The 16198-nt window shown below is 50.6% G+C and carries 12 protein-coding genes; 6 read left to right on the top strand and 6 right to left on the bottom strand.

Annotation, left to right across the window (positions count from 1 at the left end):
- Positions 1-236 precede the first annotated feature (236 nt).
- From ACTJKB_RS05995 to ACTJKB_RS05970, 6 genes are all read left to right on the top strand, one after another.
- Positions 237-1148: a DUF4362 domain-containing protein gene (locus tag ACTJKB_RS05995; RefSeq protein ID WP_440832448.1), complete on the top strand. Its 912-nt coding sequence runs from the start codon at positions 237-239 to the stop codon at positions 1146-1148.
- A 114-nt stretch (positions 1149-1262) separates the two neighbouring features.
- Positions 1263-1991, top strand: a complete 729-nt coding sequence (locus ACTJKB_RS05990; protein WP_440832446.1) for a response regulator transcription factor — start codon at positions 1263-1265, stop codon at positions 1989-1991.
- Positions 1988-2923: a sensor histidine kinase gene (locus tag ACTJKB_RS05985; protein WP_440832445.1), complete on the top strand. Its 936-nt coding sequence runs from the start codon at positions 1988-1990 to the stop codon at positions 2921-2923. The genes ACTJKB_RS05990 and ACTJKB_RS05985 overlap by 4 nt, the downstream gene beginning before the upstream one ends.
- A gap of 138 nt (positions 2924-3061) precedes the next feature.
- Positions 3062-3979: an ABC transporter ATP-binding protein gene (locus ACTJKB_RS05980; protein ID WP_440832443.1), complete on the top strand. Its 918-nt coding sequence runs from the start codon at positions 3062-3064 to the stop codon at positions 3977-3979.
- A complete protein-coding gene (locus ACTJKB_RS05975) occupies positions 3963-4664 on the top strand; it encodes an ABC transporter permease (protein ID WP_440832441.1) in 702 nt (233 codons plus the stop codon). Before ACTJKB_RS05980 ends, ACTJKB_RS05975 begins: the two co-directional genes overlap by 17 nt.
- A 327-nt stretch (positions 4665-4991) precedes the next feature.
- A complete protein-coding gene (locus tag ACTJKB_RS05970; protein WP_440832439.1) occupies positions 4992-6656 on the top strand; it encodes an ATP-binding protein in 1665 nt (554 codons plus the stop codon).
- Positions 6657-7562: 906 nt separating this feature from the next.
- Here ACTJKB_RS05970 and ACTJKB_RS05965 read toward each other — a convergent pair.
- The 6 genes from ACTJKB_RS05965 to ACTJKB_RS05940 all read right to left on the bottom strand — a co-directional run bounded on the left by ACTJKB_RS05965 (position 7563) and on the right by ACTJKB_RS05940 (position 16143).
- On the bottom strand, positions 7563-8408 hold the full coding sequence (locus tag ACTJKB_RS05965) for a DegV family protein (protein ID WP_440832437.1): 846 nt from the start codon (positions 8406-8408) through the stop codon (positions 7563-7565).
- Between the two features lie 174 nt (positions 8409-8582).
- Positions 8583-9443, bottom strand: coding sequence for an AraC family transcriptional regulator (locus ACTJKB_RS05960; RefSeq protein WP_440832750.1), 861 nt, complete (start codon positions 9441-9443; stop codon positions 8583-8585).
- A 114-nt stretch (positions 9444-9557) separates the two neighbouring features.
- Positions 9558-11246, bottom strand: a complete 1689-nt coding sequence (locus ACTJKB_RS05955) for a glycoside hydrolase family 13 protein (RefSeq protein ID WP_440832435.1) — start codon at positions 11244-11246, stop codon at positions 9558-9560.
- Between the two features lie 281 nt (positions 11247-11527).
- Positions 11528-13846 carry a glycoside hydrolase family 65 protein gene (locus ACTJKB_RS05950; protein ID WP_440832433.1) on the bottom strand — a complete coding sequence of 773 codons (2319 nt, stop codon included), beginning with the start codon at positions 13844-13846 and terminating at the stop codon, positions 11528-11530.
- Between the two features lie 293 nt (positions 13847-14139).
- Positions 14140-14802 carry a beta-phosphoglucomutase gene (pgmB, locus tag ACTJKB_RS05945; protein ID WP_440832431.1) on the bottom strand — a complete coding sequence of 221 codons (663 nt, stop codon included), beginning with the start codon at positions 14800-14802 and terminating at the stop codon, positions 14140-14142.
- A 303-nt stretch (positions 14803-15105) separates the two neighbouring features.
- A complete protein-coding gene (locus ACTJKB_RS05940) occupies positions 15106-16143 on the bottom strand; it encodes a LacI family DNA-binding transcriptional regulator (protein ID WP_440832430.1) in 1038 nt (345 codons plus the stop codon).
- Positions 16144-16198 lie beyond the last annotated feature (55 nt).

Raw genomic sequence — 16198 nt, 5'->3', positions numbered from 1 at the left:
CTTCATTCCGTACCAGCGGTTGAAGACATACGCTGTACTGTAAAACCAATTCTGAAGAGCCTGGTGTGGGAGATCCGCAAGCCGGGTTCTGTGGGGGTTAGGGTCACCAGTTGGGTGACATCTACCTGGGTTCCCTTTAGTAAAACTGAAATAGAAATGGACCGGATGATTTTCATTAATGGTATACTTTAGCAAATGTTCAACTTCCATCAGCCCTGAAAAGGAGGCTTCATGCGATGAGTCCACACCTTTCATTAAAATGGCCCCGTCTGCCTAAGGTGGTCAGCAGACGTGCCATGAGAGGATTCCTTATGCTTCTAACGGTCTTGCTGACCCTGTTTATATTTACAGGCTGCTCCCTGCTGCCTTGGAATAAAGATTCGGCAAACCATCCGAAGATCAGCCACAAGCTGAACGAGCAGGAGGATGTGATCAACCGCAACAGCTTAGGCACGGAGAATCTGGACAAACTGGATGCTTTTATCGGACGGAAGAGCGGTGTTCAGCGGGTGGTGCAGCATACCATTGAGGGTGATCCGATATTTAAGGTGTTGGAGTACAAGGAAGGAAGACTGCAATATACAGTTGACACAACGGAGGATGCCTTTGGCACTCCTGAGGTCCGCACGGTTTCCTGCGCAGAGCTGGAGCGGGTGGAGACCAATACCCTGCTGACATATACCCTGACAGGGTGCGATGGCGAGCAAGCGGAGCGGCAGCTGTTATCAGTCGAATATGATGTGGCGAAGCAGGACCGGTTCGAGTTTGTACTGAAATATGGAGTGGACCGCAAGAATGAGATCAACACTGGAGAGCAGAAGCTGGTCAAGGACTTGCGGAATGGTTCAGTGGCTGAAGTTAATAATTATACATTGCCGGATAAGGACCGCCAGCGTATTTATCGTGAGCTGGTGCTCAGCAATGACCTGGAAGAAAAGCAGCTGTCCACAGAATGTAACAGGAAGCCTTATGTAAGCTACGAGCTGACGGTCCAAATCAATGGTGCTGAGCGTCATTATGTCTGGAGTGAATGCGACACGAGCACGGACGGCCAGAGCATGACCGGAGTGGCACAGTTCATCATAGACACGGTTGAAGCCAATGAAGCTTTTAAGCAGCTGCCGGAAGCTGAGGGCGGGTACAAATAAGACAATATACGGATGAATCTGCACAGCAAAGCCTGATATAATTTTAAGGACTCAAGCTATAAATGGTGATTGGCTGTACGTGCGAAATATTTTTAATTACAGGGAGGTTCAGATATGCCACAGCGTGTGCTGCTGATAGAGGACGACGAGGCGATAAGCGAAATGGTGCGCTCGTATTTGGTAAAAGAGGGGTATGAGGTGGAAACGGCATTTGACGGTGAGGCAGCGGAGAGGCTGTTTCACCGCAGCGGCGCCTATGATCTGGTTCTGCTGGATCTGATGCTTCCCAAACGAAGCGGCAATGATGTGCTGCAGACGATCCGCCGGGACAGTCTGGTGCCTGTGCTGATCATGTCCGCAAAGGACAGTGATGTTGACAAGGCGCTGGGCCTTGGCTTTGGCGCAGATGACTATATTACGAAGCCGTTCTCAATGATCGAGCTGGCGGCACGGGTGAAGGCAGCGATCCGAAGAGCCGGATATGCCGCTGCAGGCAGTGCCAGCCAGGAAACAGCTCCGGCGGAGGCGAAATCGAACAGGATATCGCTTCGTGGACTCACCGTGGATTTTGATAATTTCTCGGCACTGAAGAACGGTGAGGAGGTCAAGCTGACCGCCAAGGAATTTCAGATTCTGAAGCTGTTCGTGAGCAGCCCCGGCCGGGTGTATACCAAAGCGCAGATTTACAGCAGCGTCTGGGAAGACGATTATTACGGGGACGAGAATGTCATTAATGTACATATGCGCAGATTGCGTGAAAAAATTGAAGATGATCCATCCAAGCCGGAATACATCAAAACATTATGGGGCATCGGCTACAAGCTGGGGGATGTGCTGGAATGATGGCTTTGCTCAGTGCGGCTATCCTGTTGCTTCTAATTGTGATCCTCTGGCAGTACCTGCGTCTGCGGGAGCATTCCCGCCAGCTCGAATATATCCACACCAAGCTTGAGGGGATTGTGGACCGGGGCTCGCACGAAAGACTGCTGCTCTTCAACAGTGATCCTCATCTGCAAAAGCTGCTTACCGATCTGAACCGGCTGCTGGACGTCAACCACAAGGGTGCAGTGGAACTGGCCAAGCTGGAGAAGTCCATGCGCAGCATGCTGGCGAACATTTCTCATGATCTGAAGACTCCGCTGACGGTGGTGCTCGGTTATATTGAAACGATTCTTCATGATCAGGCGATGACGGTAGAGGAGCAGGAGCATATTCTGCGGACGATTCACGGTAAGGCAGAAGAAGTGATCCGGCTGATGAACATTTTTTTTGATCTGGCCAAGCTGGAGTCGGGGGATAAAGAGATCGCTCTATCGCGGGTGGAGCTGGGGGAGGTCTGCCGGCGGAACATTCTTTCCTTTTACGATATTCTGAGTGCCAAGGGCAGTGAGGTGGAGATCGAGATTCCGGATGAGGCGATGTACATCATGGGCAACGGAGAGGCGCTGGACCGGGTGCTATCGAATCTGCTGTCTAATGCAATCAAATACGGGGATGCAGGCGGAGTACTTGGACTTCGGTTATACAGCGACGGGGATCAGGTGTGCATCGAGGTATGGGACCGGGGGAAGGGCATCACCGAAGGCCATCTGGATAAAGTTTTTGAGCGGCTCTACACGCTGGAGGATTCCCGTAACCGGGATTATCAGGGGAGCGGACTTGGGCTGACCATCACCAAAAGGTTAACCGAACAAATGAACGGCAGCATTACTCTGCGCAGCAAACCTTTCGTCAAAACCGCTTTTACGCTTTCTTTTCGCAGGCTGACCTTCTAACAAGCCCTCCTGGTCAGGCGGTTTACCTGGATTACGGCAGCTTAAGATTTTCGTAAGATTCAGGTAATAAAAAAGAAAATTCCGCTGTGTACAATAAGAACCAGGAAGACAAACGAAGAGCTAAAGGGGATAACGGAAATGACTACCATATTGCGGACCTGGGATTTAACGAAGGAGTATCAAGGCAAAGAGGCTGTGAACGGCGTGAATATGAGCATCAAGCAAGGCGAAATCTACGGGTTCCTGGGACCCAACGGCGCGGGCAAAACCACTGTGATGAAAATGATCACCAATCTGGTAAAGCCGACGGCGGGGAACATTGAATTTTTCGGTGAAAGTATGACCGACCGCTCGTATGAAATGCTGAAACGTATGGGCTGTATTATAGAATATCCGGTGTTTTACGATAAGCTTACCGCCAGAGAAAATCTTCAACTGCATGGAGAGTATATGGGCTACTACGATGCGAAGGCCATGGAAGAGGCACTGGAGCTGGTGAAGCTGAAGGGTGTGGACAAAAAGCCGGTCAAGCAGTTCTCTCTCGGGATGAAGCAGCGGCTGGGCATTGCCCGGGCGGTGATGACGAAGCCGGAGCTGCTCATTCTGGATGAGCCGATCAACGGACTAGACCCTATGGGCATCAAGGAGCTGCGCGAGGTGTTCCGCATGCTAAGCCGGGAATACGGAATGACGCTGCTGATCTCAAGCCACATTCTGGGGGAGATTGAACAGGTAGCCGATACCATCGGTGTCATCCGTGAGGGAATCCTGCTGGAGGAAGTGGCGATGGATACGATCCGCAGCCGGGATACGCAGTACATTGAACTGATTACCGGAGAGAGCAGCAAAGCGGTGTATGTTCTGGAGCACAAGCTGGGCCTCACCAACTTCAAAGTGATGGATCCCCGGACCATCCGCATTTATGATGCCGTGCAGCAGAGGGAACTGAACAAAGCGCTGGCAGAAGCGGATGTGGAGCTGGAAAGTCTGAGTAGAAAGAATCATTCGCTGGAAGATCATTTTGTGGAACTGATGGGGGGTGAAGGCATTGCTTAAGCTGATTCAACTGGAAATTCGTAAAAACAAGCTCCTCGGCATGCTCAAGGGAGTCGTCATTACCAGCCTGGCTATTCTTGCCTTCATGATTCTGGTCACCTACATTGACACGAGTGAAAGCGGCGGTGAATTCAAGACGTATGCGGATATGTTCGATGGCGTGTATCTCTTCACCAAGTCAGCCTTTATCATCTTTGCTTCGGTTGTGATGAGCAAGCTGGTGATCGAGGAGTATAAAAACAACACCATTACTCTATTGTTCATGTACCCCATTTCCCGCAAGAAGCTCATGACTGCCAAAATCATCATCGTGTTCCTGTTTACAGTCGTCTGTATTTTTGTCTCAGATATTCTGCTTAACGCTATCCTGGTGGGGATTAACTCCTTCACTCATGTGATTCCGGGTTCGCTTGATCTCAACAGTATTCCGTCAGAGCTGATCAGAATCAGTACCGACGCGGTGTATGCAGCAGGCATTGGTTTAATCCCACTATTCATCGGGATGCGCAAAAAATCCGTACCGGCCACCATCGTTACTGCGGTGCTGGTTGTCAGCCTGATTTCCTCCGGCTTCGGTAATTTCCGGATGGGCAACCAGGTAGGGGTTTCTCTGGCACTGGCCCTTGTTGGCGCAGGTATCGCCTACCTGTCCATACGGAATATTGAACAGAAGGATATTGCCTGAATGTTTTTGGAATCACGCTAGATTCACCTCAATTATTGGCATTCACAGTTCAAAGGTTCCTCTGCGGATAGTAAGGATTTCCATATATCCTTGCTCATCTGCCGGAGGGACTTTTTTTTGCTTGAAAACCGCATGGCGTCAATGTTTTGATGGCAGTCTGCTGCGGTTTTTTGCTATAATAGTATATATTTCAGCAATTTTGATCATATCCACTAATGGCTGATTGTAGCTGCTGCCTGAGGGCAGTCGAGATTGAGATTACATATATAGTTTATCCGCAGCTTCTGAACAGACGAACGCAAGATTGAAGCTCGGAGGAGGTGGGTTATGCCTAAAGAATGGTCATCCATTCTGAACCGGGTGCTTTCGGAGGAAAGTGCTTATAAAGTGTTATACGATCATCATCCTGATCTGATTATTGTGCTGGACAGGCAGGGGCAGTATGTGGACAGTAATCGTCCATTGGAAGATGCCACTGGAACAGGTGCAGAGCTCCATAAGCAATCCTTTCATTTGGAACTGAAGCTTCCTGGAGAAGAACATTTTGCCGCAGCACTCGGCGGTATCGGCTCCGGGTTTGAGTTGGAGGTTGAAGAGGGAACAGGAAGCAGCCTGACTACTATTACCTATGTGCCGATAAAAGCAGAAGAAGGAATCGCAGGCATATTCGCCATTATCCGCTATGACCAGAGCTGCAGATTGCCTCAGCCGCTTCAGGAATGGTTCGGCCGGCTCCTGACTGGGGAAGATCCTCCTCCCGTGGTTTGGACAGATGACCGGATACCAGAATTTGAAGAGGAGCGGATTGAAAACGCTACAGCGCAGGAACAGCAGAAGGCGGAACTGGTGCTGGAAATGTCTGAGGACAAGCATCTCGCCCTGATCCTCAACTCTGTTGCAGCAGGAATCTTCGGACTGGATACACAGGGCAGGACGTTCTTCATCAACCGTGAAGGGGCGGATATGCTGGGCTATGCGCCTTCTGAGCTTATCGGCCGTGGTCTTGCTGATCAGATTCATCACATCCGTGGAGACGGGTCCAGGTACCAGCAGAGTGAATGTCCGATCTTGCAGACCCTGCAGGATGGCATTACCCGCAGCAAGACGGATGAGATTTTCTGGAGAAAAGACGGGACCAGCTTTTTTGTCAGCTACCGGATTGCACCGCTTTTGCACAAAGGAATAATATGCGGCGTGGTGGGTTCCTTCAGTGATATTACCAATGAACGTGAGGTTCTCCAGGCCAAAGAAACGGCGGAGCAGGCAGCACAGGCCAAGTCCGATTTTCTCGCGATGATGAGTCATGAGATCCGCACGCCGATGAACGGGATGATCGGGATGGCCGATCTGCTGCTGGAAACACAGCTTGCGGAAGAGCAGCGCACCTATGCCGAGATTCTGCGCAGCAGCAGCTATAGCCTGCTCAAAATTCTGAATGATATCCTCGATTTCAGTAAGATGGAAGCCGGTAAAATGCCGCTGCTATCGGAAAGATTCGATCTGCGTGAAATGATTGAGAGCATCATTGATCTATTTACCCCCAAAGCGGAAGAGAAAAAACTCGCGCTGCGGTGGTGGGCAGACACTAGTGTGCCAGCCATTGTGACCACGGATCCCAGCCGTTTGCGGCAGATCATTGTGAACCTGGTAGGCAATGCACTGAAATTCACTGAACGGGGGAGCGTAACCCTGTCTGTGAAGAATATCCAGCTGCCGGCTTCCCCGGAGTACCTGCTTGAATTCTCTGTAAGGGATACAGGGGTCGGGATTGCGGACAGTAAGCTGAATCTGCTGTTCCAGTCCTTCTCCCAGCTGCATCCGTTCATTAACCGCAAATACGGAGGCACGGGTCTTGGACTGGCCATCTGCAAGCAGCTGGTGGAGCTGATGGGCGGAACCATCTTTGTGGAGAGTGAAGAAGACCGGGGATCGACCTTCCGCTTCATGCTTCCTTTCGTCAAAGAAGAGATAGAGGCGGATATGACATTCTGAATTAGCCTCTGCGTGCCGAACACCAGGAGGCGGATATCACCTTCTGATTAACTCCGGGTCGAACAGCTGGAGGCTTTTACAGTAGGAAACAGCATGTCTCTGGTGAACGCTATGACCGGGGCTTGCTGTTTTTTTGTGCAGCAGCCCGGTTATGTGTGAACTTAGTAGCTCAATGCGTTTATGTGTGAACCAACCGGCTCTGTGCGTTTACGAGTGAATCTAGTGGCTCAATGCGTTTATGTGTGAACTAACCGGCTCTGTGCGTTTATGTGGAACCTATAGGCTCATTGTGTTAATGTATGATCCTAATGACTTATAGCGTTAATGTGTGAACTAAGTGGCTCATTACGGTTATGTATGTGAACCAATCGGCTCAGTGCATTTATGTGGAACCTACCAGATCAATGCGAGTTCGCTGTTGCTAAGTGGAAAAAGTAAACCTAATTTATCAAAATATCAGGTAAACCTTAAGTTAGGTGGAAAAAGTAAATCTAAATAAATCGGGAAAGGTGGATAGGGGCCATTTTGGTTGTTTCCTCAGAATGTAAGTGGAAACATTCCACTTACATTCATAAAAAGAACAAAAGACAAAAAAATAGGTGGAGAAAATCCACTTAGTTAGAACCCCGAACCCCGAACCCCGAACCCCGAACCCCGAACCCCGAACCCGAACCCGAACCCGAACCCGATAACCCCGGAGGACACTAAATAGATCAAGGAATTCTTACAACAACAGCGGCCGGAAGTTCAAACGCTTTAATATTCATGTGGAAAAATAGGGCAGCCACAAAGAAAACGAACCCATGGCTGCATAAATGCAGACATTGGATTCGTTAAAGTGAGCACTTGCTATTTGATTGCGGTGTCAGCTGGAGCATGATCGCTTGCCAGCCTTCAATAGTCTTATTAATGCATATACATGAGGCCTACTGTTCCAGGGCCGCAGTGGCTGCCGATCACGCAGCCTGCATGGATGGTGGCGATTTCGTCCACCCCTGTCTGTTCCCGGAGTGCTTGTTCCAAGTATCTGGCATCCTCTTCTGCCAAGGTGTGGGCGACTATCAGGAGCTCCCTGTCGATCTCACCTGCATGGGCCAACGCGTGCTGTAGCATCTGCTCGACGACCTTTTCCTTCTTGCCGCGAATCTTGCTGACCGGGACGATGGCACCGTCAATCAAACGCAGCACAGGCCGGATCTTAAGCAAACTTCCAATAAAATTCTGCATACCGGAGCAACGCCCGCCCATATACAGATAGTCCAGCGTATCCACAACAAATTCTGTCTCCACCCGGCTGCGGCACTCCTTCAGCATAGCGGCAATCTCCAGGGCACTTTGGCCTTTTGCAGCCGCACGGGCAGCTTTCATGACCAGGAGGGCTATGCCTCCGCACAACGTTTCGGAATCGACTACCTGCACCCGGCCTTCCGGGAACTCTCCGGCAGCCAGCAGGGCATTCTGATATGTAGAGGATAAGGCAGAGGAAAGACTGATATAGACGATATCTCCTCCATCCCGGATCACCGGCTCGAAGGCAGTCATGAAATCGGCAGGTGAGGGTGCTGCTGTCTTGGGAAGGGCACCGCGTGCAGCTACCTGTTCGTACACTTCCTCAGGCGTGATATCTACCCCATCCTTGTAAGTGGCATCGTCGAACACAACGTACAGCGGCACAATACGGATATCATATTTTTCCTTCCAGCTTTGAGGCAAATCAGATGTGCTGTCTGAAAAGATTTTTACGATAGACATGAATTTCTCCTTCACCGATTCTCGGATGACAATCTTTCATAGTATAAAAGCCATATAATCTGTAATTATACCAAGCCAGCACCAATTCTCAAAATGAAAATAATAGTTTCGCTCCTATATCTGCAAAAAGACCAGCCGCACCTGCGGCTGGTCTTGAAAATAAACGCATAACGGTTACTTCTTCATCACCGGAATCCACACTTCACAGACGTAATCCTCGGCACTCGGATCTCCTGGTGGATATAGCTCAAACTCGGGTCCGCCTGTATGCTCATAGCCCGTTCCCGGGAACCACTCCTGGTAAATCCGCTGCCACACCTGTTGAATCGCATGGGGCATAGGGCCGACTGAAGTGAATACAGCCCAGCTTGCAGCCGGAACCACAGCAGTCTCATAACCTCCGGTATTCGTCTCCGGGGTACCCTCAACTGCAATCCAGTAGGACAGCAGTTCTTTTTCCATGTCCATACTCATACAGATTCCGAGCCAGTTGGGGTCAGTGCCAAGCTGAATCAGCTTATCCGAAGTGCCGTCTGCATTGCACTCATTCCAGAATTCAGGGATTCTGCGAAAATTTTCTCCATCCCGTGTGGTAACCTCCATAGATTTTCCGATAACGGTAAAAGCTGCTTTCTCCACGATTTTGTATTCCATTTCCTGATCTCCCTTCAAAGATAGATGGAAGGAGAGGCGGGGGAATGCTTTGAGCTGCACCCCGGGCTCACGCGCGGCCGATGGGGTTAGCCCATGTGCCTTGCGGAACGCTTTGGCGAACGCCTCGGGGGAGTCGTAGCCGTATTTTAGCGCCACGTCCAGCACCCTGATTTTTGAAATAGCCAGCTCCTGAGCCGCCAGGGTTAATCTCCGTTTGCGGATATAGTCTGCCACCGTTACCCCGGTCAGCATGCTGAACATACGCTGGAAGTGAAAAGGAGAGGCATGGGCTTCCTTGGCAACGTCTTCGATGCACATCGGTTCAGTCATCTTGCTCTCCATATAATCCAGTGCATTTTTCATGCGGATCAGCCATTCCAAATCTGCCATCTCCCTTTGTAACCATACTATCATGCCAATCGTACGCCGGTCCTGTCATTCTCTGCTCATTGAAGACAGGTCTGATAATAGTATAGCTCAAGAGAGAGGAAGGAGTCAGCTCCCCAACCTGCAGACTCTGGCCTCATAAGGACGCAGGGTTCCCCGGTCCATGGCTGCCTGCTCCTCCGGATAATTGCTGATGATAGTTTCAGTTACAGCGTTAAGCTCATCCAGGAGCTCTACGGTTTGCGGCGTTTCACAGAAATTCAGCAGTATCAGCCACCGCTCGCCCTCAAGCATCCGGGTATAGGCATAAATGTTCTCATGCTCCGCCAGCAGCAGCTCGTAATCGCCGTATACCATAATAGGATGCTCTTTGCGCAGCCGGATCAGCTTCTGATAATAGTAAAATATCGAATCCGGATCGGCCAGCGCCTGTTCCACATTGATCTCCTCATAACGCGGATTGAGCTTCAGCCAAGGAGTTCCTCCCGTGAATCCGGCGTTGTCTGAAGAGTCCCATTGCATAGGTGTACGTGCATTGTCACGGCCTTTGGCATGGATGGCCTTGAGGATCGAATCATGATCACCGCCGCCCTCGGTCACCTTTTCCCGGTACATGTTATGAATTTCAATATCCTTGTAATCTTCAAGCCGGGAGAACTTCACGTTCGTCATGCCGATTTCCTCACCCTGATAAATGTAAGGTGTCCCCTTCAACGTGTGCAGCAGGGTAGCAAGCATTTTGGCCGAAATGACGCGGTACTCCCCGTCATCACCGAACCTGGAAACCATCCGGGGCTGGTCGTGGTTGTTCAGGTACAGGCTGTTCCAGCCGCGTTCCGCCAGACCCACCTGCCATTTATGCAGAATGTCGCGCAGCTTGGTCAGGGTCCAGGGTGCCACATTCCACTTGCCGCCAGGGCCGGAATCCACGTCCATATGCTCGAATTGAAATACCATCTGCAGCTCATGCCGGTCTTCAGCGGTGTAGAGGATGGCGTCCTCTACCGTAGCTCCAGGGGTTTCACCCACTGTCATCACATCATATTTAGAGAGAACCTTGCGGTTCATTTCCTGGAGATATTCGTGTACACGCGGCCCGTTCATATAATATTCCCCGCCACCGGCTAGCTCGCCGGGAGCAAGGCCTTCCTGATCGGCAGAAGGCAGGCCTTCGACCTTGGAGATCATGTTGATGACGTCCATCCGCAGTCCGTCCACTCCTTTGTCCAGCCAAAATCCCATCATCTTGTACAGCGCGTCCCGCAGCTTTGGGTTCTCCCAGTTAAGATCCGGCTGCTTGCGGGAGAACAGATGCAGGTAGTATTCGCCTGTCTTCTCATCCAGCTCCCAGGCCGGACCGCTGAAGATGGAACTCCAATTGTTCGGCGTTTCGCCATCAGGACCGGCGGGACGCCAGATATAATAGTCCCGGTATGGACTATCCTTGGAAGAGCGGGACTCCAGGAACCATGCGTGCTCGTCCGAGGAGTGATTGATGACAAGGTCCATCATCAGCTTGATGCCACGTGTATGCAGCCCTTTCAGTAGCTCCTCCCAGTCCTGCAAGGTGCCGAATTCATCCATAATATCTTCGTAATCACTGATATCATAACCGTTGTCATCATTTGGAGACTTATAGACCGGCGAGAGCCAGACGACATCGACCCCCAGCTCCTGCAGATAATCGATGCGCGAGATAATCCCCCGCAGATCCCCGATCCCGTCTCCGTTGCTGTCCTGGAAGCTGCGAGGGTAGATCTGATAGACTACGGCTTCTTTCCAAAAGGTTCTGTTCATGCGGATTCGCTCCTTTGAGTGGTATTGGAGATATAAGATAAGCTTTGAAAATGGAAACAGCAACAGTCTTGGCTCCAGAGAAGATTTGGAGTTCTGGCCGCTGTTATGTTTGGATTTCCTGATTGGACCGCAGATTGCGGTAGAAATCCAAACATAAAGGCGGACGCTGACGCTCCTACACTTCCAAATTTCCCCTCCACCAATCTTGCTGATTCAATTTTCTGTTCAACTTATATAAAAAGCCCCGAAGGAGCGTAGAACCTCCGGGGCTGTAGCAGCAATTACACAGTAACAGAAGAGCCTTCAGACGTAACGCTGCTCAGCCCGTTCACAGTATAATCCTTGCCATGAATCGTGATGGACGCCGGAATATCGGTTTCGTTGACCACGGTAACCTTCGCATCGGTAACGTTCACCTTCAGACGGGAGCCGCGGAACATGATCTTGAACGAATATGCCGTCCAGTGGCCGGGATTCGATGGATTAAGAATCAGCCGGCCCGACTGGACACGCAGTCCGCCGAAGCCGTGCACGATCGACATCCAGGTTCCCGCCATGCTGGTGGTATGGCAGCCGTCTTCCGTATCGTTGTTGTAATTGTCGAGATCCAGTCTCGATGTGCGCAGATACATTTCATAAGCCTTCTCCTTGTACCCCAGCTCGCAGGCGAGAATCGAATGGATGCAAGGGGAGAGGGAGGATTCATGAACAGTGATCGGCTCATAGAAATCGAAATTACGCTTTTTGGTCTCCAGATCATAGCGGTCACCCAGGAAGTAGAGTCCCTGCAGTACATCAGCCTGTTTGATGAAGCAAGAACGCAGGATGCGGTCCCAGGACCATTTTTGATTCAGCGGCAGATTCTCCGGTAGTACATCCTTGACCTGAATGATCTCCTTGTCGAGGAATCCGTCCTGTTGCAGGAAGATCCCGCGTTCCTCATCGGCTGCATAGTACATTTTGGCAATAATCTCATTCCACTTCACCGTTTCAGCCTCTTCAAGCTCCAGCTTGTCGACCAGCTCGGCATAGCGGGTGGACTCATTCTCCTGCAGATAAGCCAGCGCTTCCAGTGTATATTCCATCGTCCAGGAAGCCATCCGGTTCGTATACCAGTTGTTGTTGACATTGTTCTCATATTCATTCGGACCGGTGACGCCAAGCATTACATATTTGTCCTTGTGCGGCACATAGTGCACGCGTTCCTCCCAGAAGCGGGAAATTTCCACCAGCACCTCGAGGCCATATTGGCCAAGATAGGCTTGGTCTCCGGTATAGTTCACATAGTTATAGATCGCATAGGCAATCGCGCCGTTGCGGTGAATCTCTTCGAACGTAATCTCCCACTCGTTGTGGCACTCCTCGCCGTTCATCGTCACCATTGGATAGAGGGCACCTTTTTTGAAGCCGAGCTTGCGGGCGTTTTCCTTGGCCTTCTCCAGATGTTTGTACCGGTAGATCAGCAGGTTGCGGGCAATCGAGGAATCCGCAGTACTTAAGTAGAATGGCACACAATAAGCTTCCGTATCCCAATAGGTGCTGCCGCCGTATTTTTCCCCGGTGAAGCCCTTGGGTCCAATGTTCAGCCGGTCATCTTCACCGGTATAGGTCTGATTCAGCTGGAAAATATTGAACCGGATCGCCTGCTGTGCCGACACATCGCCTTCGATGATAATGTCGCTTTCCTTCCATTTATCTTTCCAAACTTCCGCCTGTTCGGTCAAAAGCGCTGAAAAACCGGCTTCCCGGGCACTGTGCAGCGCGGTTTCTGCGGCCTCAACCAACTGGCCCAGCCCATGATTACGGGAGGTGACATTTGCAGCATACTTATAAATAACCACCTGATCGCCGGATTTTACCGGAAAGGATACTTTGCTGGCTACATATTTTTCCTGTTCGATAGCTTCAGCTGTACGGGTAAGCTTGTCACCATTCACGAGAATGTCGAACAAATAAGCCGAGGTCACGTGAAAATCAAGTTTCTTTGTTTTAAGCGTCAGATGCCCGCCGTCCGGTGCGCCTTTTTTCTCGACTTCATTCCAGAATTTCTCGTCATAGTTGGCATCTTTGTTCTTAATGTCACCGTCGAGGTAGGGGGTAATGGTCAGCTCTCCGGCAAAATTAAGCGGGGTGATGGCATAGCGGATGGCACCAATCTCGCGGCGGGCCATGCTGACAATACGGATGGTCTCGACCCGTACCTCCTTGCCGCCCTCTGTGGTGGCTGTGAAGCTGCGGGACAAGGTGCCTTCCTTCATATTAAGCTCCCGGTGGAAATCGCTAACGGTGCAAGTCGCCAAATCCAGAGGTGTGCCATCGATGTCTATATCAATCCCGATCCAGTTCGTACTGTTCAGCACTTTGGCAAAATATTCGGGATAGCCGTTTTTCCACCAGCCCACCCGCGTTTTGTCAGGATAGTAGACGCCAGCCATGTAGCTGCCTTGCAGGCTATGCCCGCTGTATTGCTCTTCAAAATTAGCGCGTCCGCCCATGTACCCGTTCCCGAGGCTAAAGACGCTTTCGGAAATTTCCTGGGTCTGCGGATCAAAGGATTCTTCGATAATGGACCATTCGTCGATTTTCAAATATTGTTTCATGGGTACCGGCTCCTTTTAAATGGGGGATGATATAAATGGAACTATCTGTTCAATGTTGCAAGTTACGTGCAGGCCGCTCCACAAGCGAAAGGTTGCTTGCTACGATCGCTGTTGTCCCCGGATGCTCCGATTGAAGCTTTAAGGTAAGCATCCGGGGACAAAGGCGAGCGCTGACGCTTCTTCACAATCCTTTCGTCCGCTCCGCTCTCACGTAACCCCAGTTCTCACATATAGTTCTTTTATAAAAAAGTAGGGCAAAAGAGACTCACATTACTTATAACTGTTAATGTTCGTCAAACACTTGTAAATGATCCCCGGAGTGCTGCAACGCTGATATGCGCCAGCGAAGGGACGACGATATCCGCTGCCGAAAGTGTCTCCGGCGACCCGATTCCTACACTGCGCATGCCGGCGCGGATAGCGGCGGTGATTCCTGCTTCGGCATCCTCGAAGACAACGCATTCTTCGGGTTCAACGTATACGGCTCTGGCTCCGAGGAGGAAGACTTCCGGATCGGGTTTGGCCGCGCTGGTATGTGTGCCGTCAATAATGGCATCGAAATAGGGCGTAAGGCCGGTGTTCTGCAGGATCATCATTGCGTTTTTACTGGCGGAGCCGAGAGCGGTCTTGATCTTCTGCGCACGGCATTCCTTCAGGAAATCCAGGGCGCCCGGCAGAATCTCCGAACTGTCCATCTTGGCGATGTATTCGACATAACGTTTGTTCTTCTGCTCGGCGAGCTCGGCTTTGCGTTCTTCATCCAGGGTCAGTCCGCCGATCTCCAGCAGAATGTTGAGCGATGCCGTCCGGCTGACGCCCTTGAGACGTTCGTTGTCCTTCTCGGTGAAGACGAAGCCGAGCTGCTCGGCGAGCTCTCTCCAGGCAATGTAATGATATTTGGCGGTATCGACGAGCACGCCGTCCAAATCGAATAAACAGGCTTTGATTTCTGACATATTGAACCTCCTAAAAGTTTTGTAAGCATAACGTCATCGATTCACTTCGTACAAAACTCGCTTCGAAAGCATAGGCTTAAGTTTTGTAAGCATAACGTCATCGATTCACTTCGTACAAAACTTGCTTCGAAAGCATAGGCTTAAGTTTTGTTAGCGTAACGCCATTGATTCACTTCGTACAAAACCCGCTTCGAAAGCATACACTTAAGTTTTGTGAGCTTGCTCTTTATGTAGCGCAAACGTTTGTACAAGTGTCGAAAAAATAAATGAAGCATCAATAGCTTCATTTATTTTGTTGCGCGGTTACTTCTTCACTGGTGAATACATGGATGATTCTCTGACGATTAAGCGGTGCGGAATCACGAACCGGTTCGTATATCCGTCATGGTTATCCGGTTTCTGGATGCTCTGGATCAGCACCTGGGAAGCGGTGTAGCCTAGATGATAGATACCGATATCGATACTGCTGATCGGCGGGCTCGACAATTCCGAAAGCGGAATATTGTTAAAGCTGACGATCGCCAGATCCTCAGGAACCTTGTATTTCAGCTCATTCAGCCCGCGAAGGACGCCGAAAGAGACCATATCATCGACTGCTACAAGTGCTGTGGGACGGTTCGGGAGATTCATGAAGAAAGACATCGCCCTGTAGCCGCTGTCCTGCAAAAATTCACCTTCGACAATCCATTCAGCCCGCATTTCCAGTCCGCTCTTCTCCATCGCTTTGCGGTAGCCTTCAAGCCGGTCGCGTGAAACGATGAGGTTGGGCGGCCCGCTGACGAAGCCAATGCGTTCATGTCCCATCGATATCAAGTGGTTGGTAGCATCGTAAGCAGCCATGATGTTATCGTTATCCACCGATAAGATGTCCTCATAGCGGTCACTGCGCCCTACCAGAACAAAAGGGTAGCCACCCGATTCCAGAAAATCAATCACCGCATCGTCTTTGCGTGAATACAGCAGAATAACGCCGTCAACACGGCGGCCTTTGAGCAGGCGGGAGACAGACTCAAGCTCTTCCTTCTCGTTCGCGCCGGAACTGATCAGCACATCATAGCCGGATCGGCTGGACTGTGTGACGATCCCGCGGATCAATTCCATAAAAAACAAATTAGAGAACAGCTCTTCAGCCGGTTTCGGTAGGATGATGCAAATGCTGTTCGTCGTCTTCGAAACCAGGCTTTTGGCCATCATATTCGGAGTGTAGCCCATTTCCTCCATAATCACTTTGACTTTACGGGAAGTTTCTAGGCTAATTCTGGGATGGCCTGACAACACCCGGGATACAGTGGAGGGAGATACTCCCGCTTTCTTAGCCACGTCCTTGATGGTAACTGTCATAGAAACCTCCTTATGGAACCGTTTGCTTTACTCTGTAATATTAATCGAAGTGCTG

It is taken from the genome of Paenibacillus sp. 22594, assembly GCF_052044425.1.
In the GTDB taxonomy this organism is placed as follows: domain Bacteria; phylum Bacillota; class Bacilli; order Paenibacillales; family Paenibacillaceae; genus Paenibacillus_AQ.
The sequence above is the reverse complement of the archived record's forward strand: the minus strand, read 5'-3'. Positions and strand labels throughout refer to the sequence as shown.

What these genes read in the sequence shown, in the direction of transcription:
- ACTJKB_RS05995 (WP_440832448.1), top strand. Translation starts at nt 237, where the DNA reads ATGAGTCCACACCTTTCATTAAAATGGCCCCGTCTGCCTAAGGTGGTC.
- ACTJKB_RS05990 (WP_440832446.1), top strand. Translation starts at nt 1,263, where the DNA reads ATGCCACAGCGTGTGCTGCTGATAGAGGACGACGAGGCGATAAGCGAA.
- ACTJKB_RS05985 (WP_440832445.1), top strand. Translation starts at nt 1,988, where the DNA reads ATGATGGCTTTGCTCAGTGCGGCTATCCTGTTGCTTCTAATTGTGATC.
- ACTJKB_RS05980 (WP_440832443.1), top strand. Translation starts at nt 3,062, where the DNA reads ATGACTACCATATTGCGGACCTGGGATTTAACGAAGGAGTATCAAGGC.
- ACTJKB_RS05970 (WP_440832439.1), top strand. Translation starts at nt 4,992, where the DNA reads ATGCCTAAAGAATGGTCATCCATTCTGAACCGGGTGCTTTCGGAGGAA.
- ACTJKB_RS05965 (WP_440832437.1), bottom strand. Translation starts at nt 8,408, where the DNA reads ATGTCTATCGTAAAAATCTTTTCAGACAGCACATCTGATTTGCCTCAA.
- ACTJKB_RS05955 (WP_440832435.1), bottom strand. Translation starts at nt 11,246, where the DNA reads ATGAACAGAACCTTTTGGAAAGAAGCCGTAGTCTATCAGATCTACCCT.
- ACTJKB_RS05950 (WP_440832433.1), bottom strand. Translation starts at nt 13,846, where the DNA reads ATGAAACAATATTTGAAAATCGACGAATGGTCCATTATCGAAGAATCC.
- pgmB (WP_440832431.1), bottom strand. Translation starts at nt 14,802, where the DNA reads ATGTCAGAAATCAAAGCCTGTTTATTCGATTTGGACGGCGTGCTCGTC.
- ACTJKB_RS05940 (WP_440832430.1), bottom strand. Translation starts at nt 16,143, where the DNA reads ATGACAGTTACCATCAAGGACGTGGCTAAGAAAGCGGGAGTATCTCCC.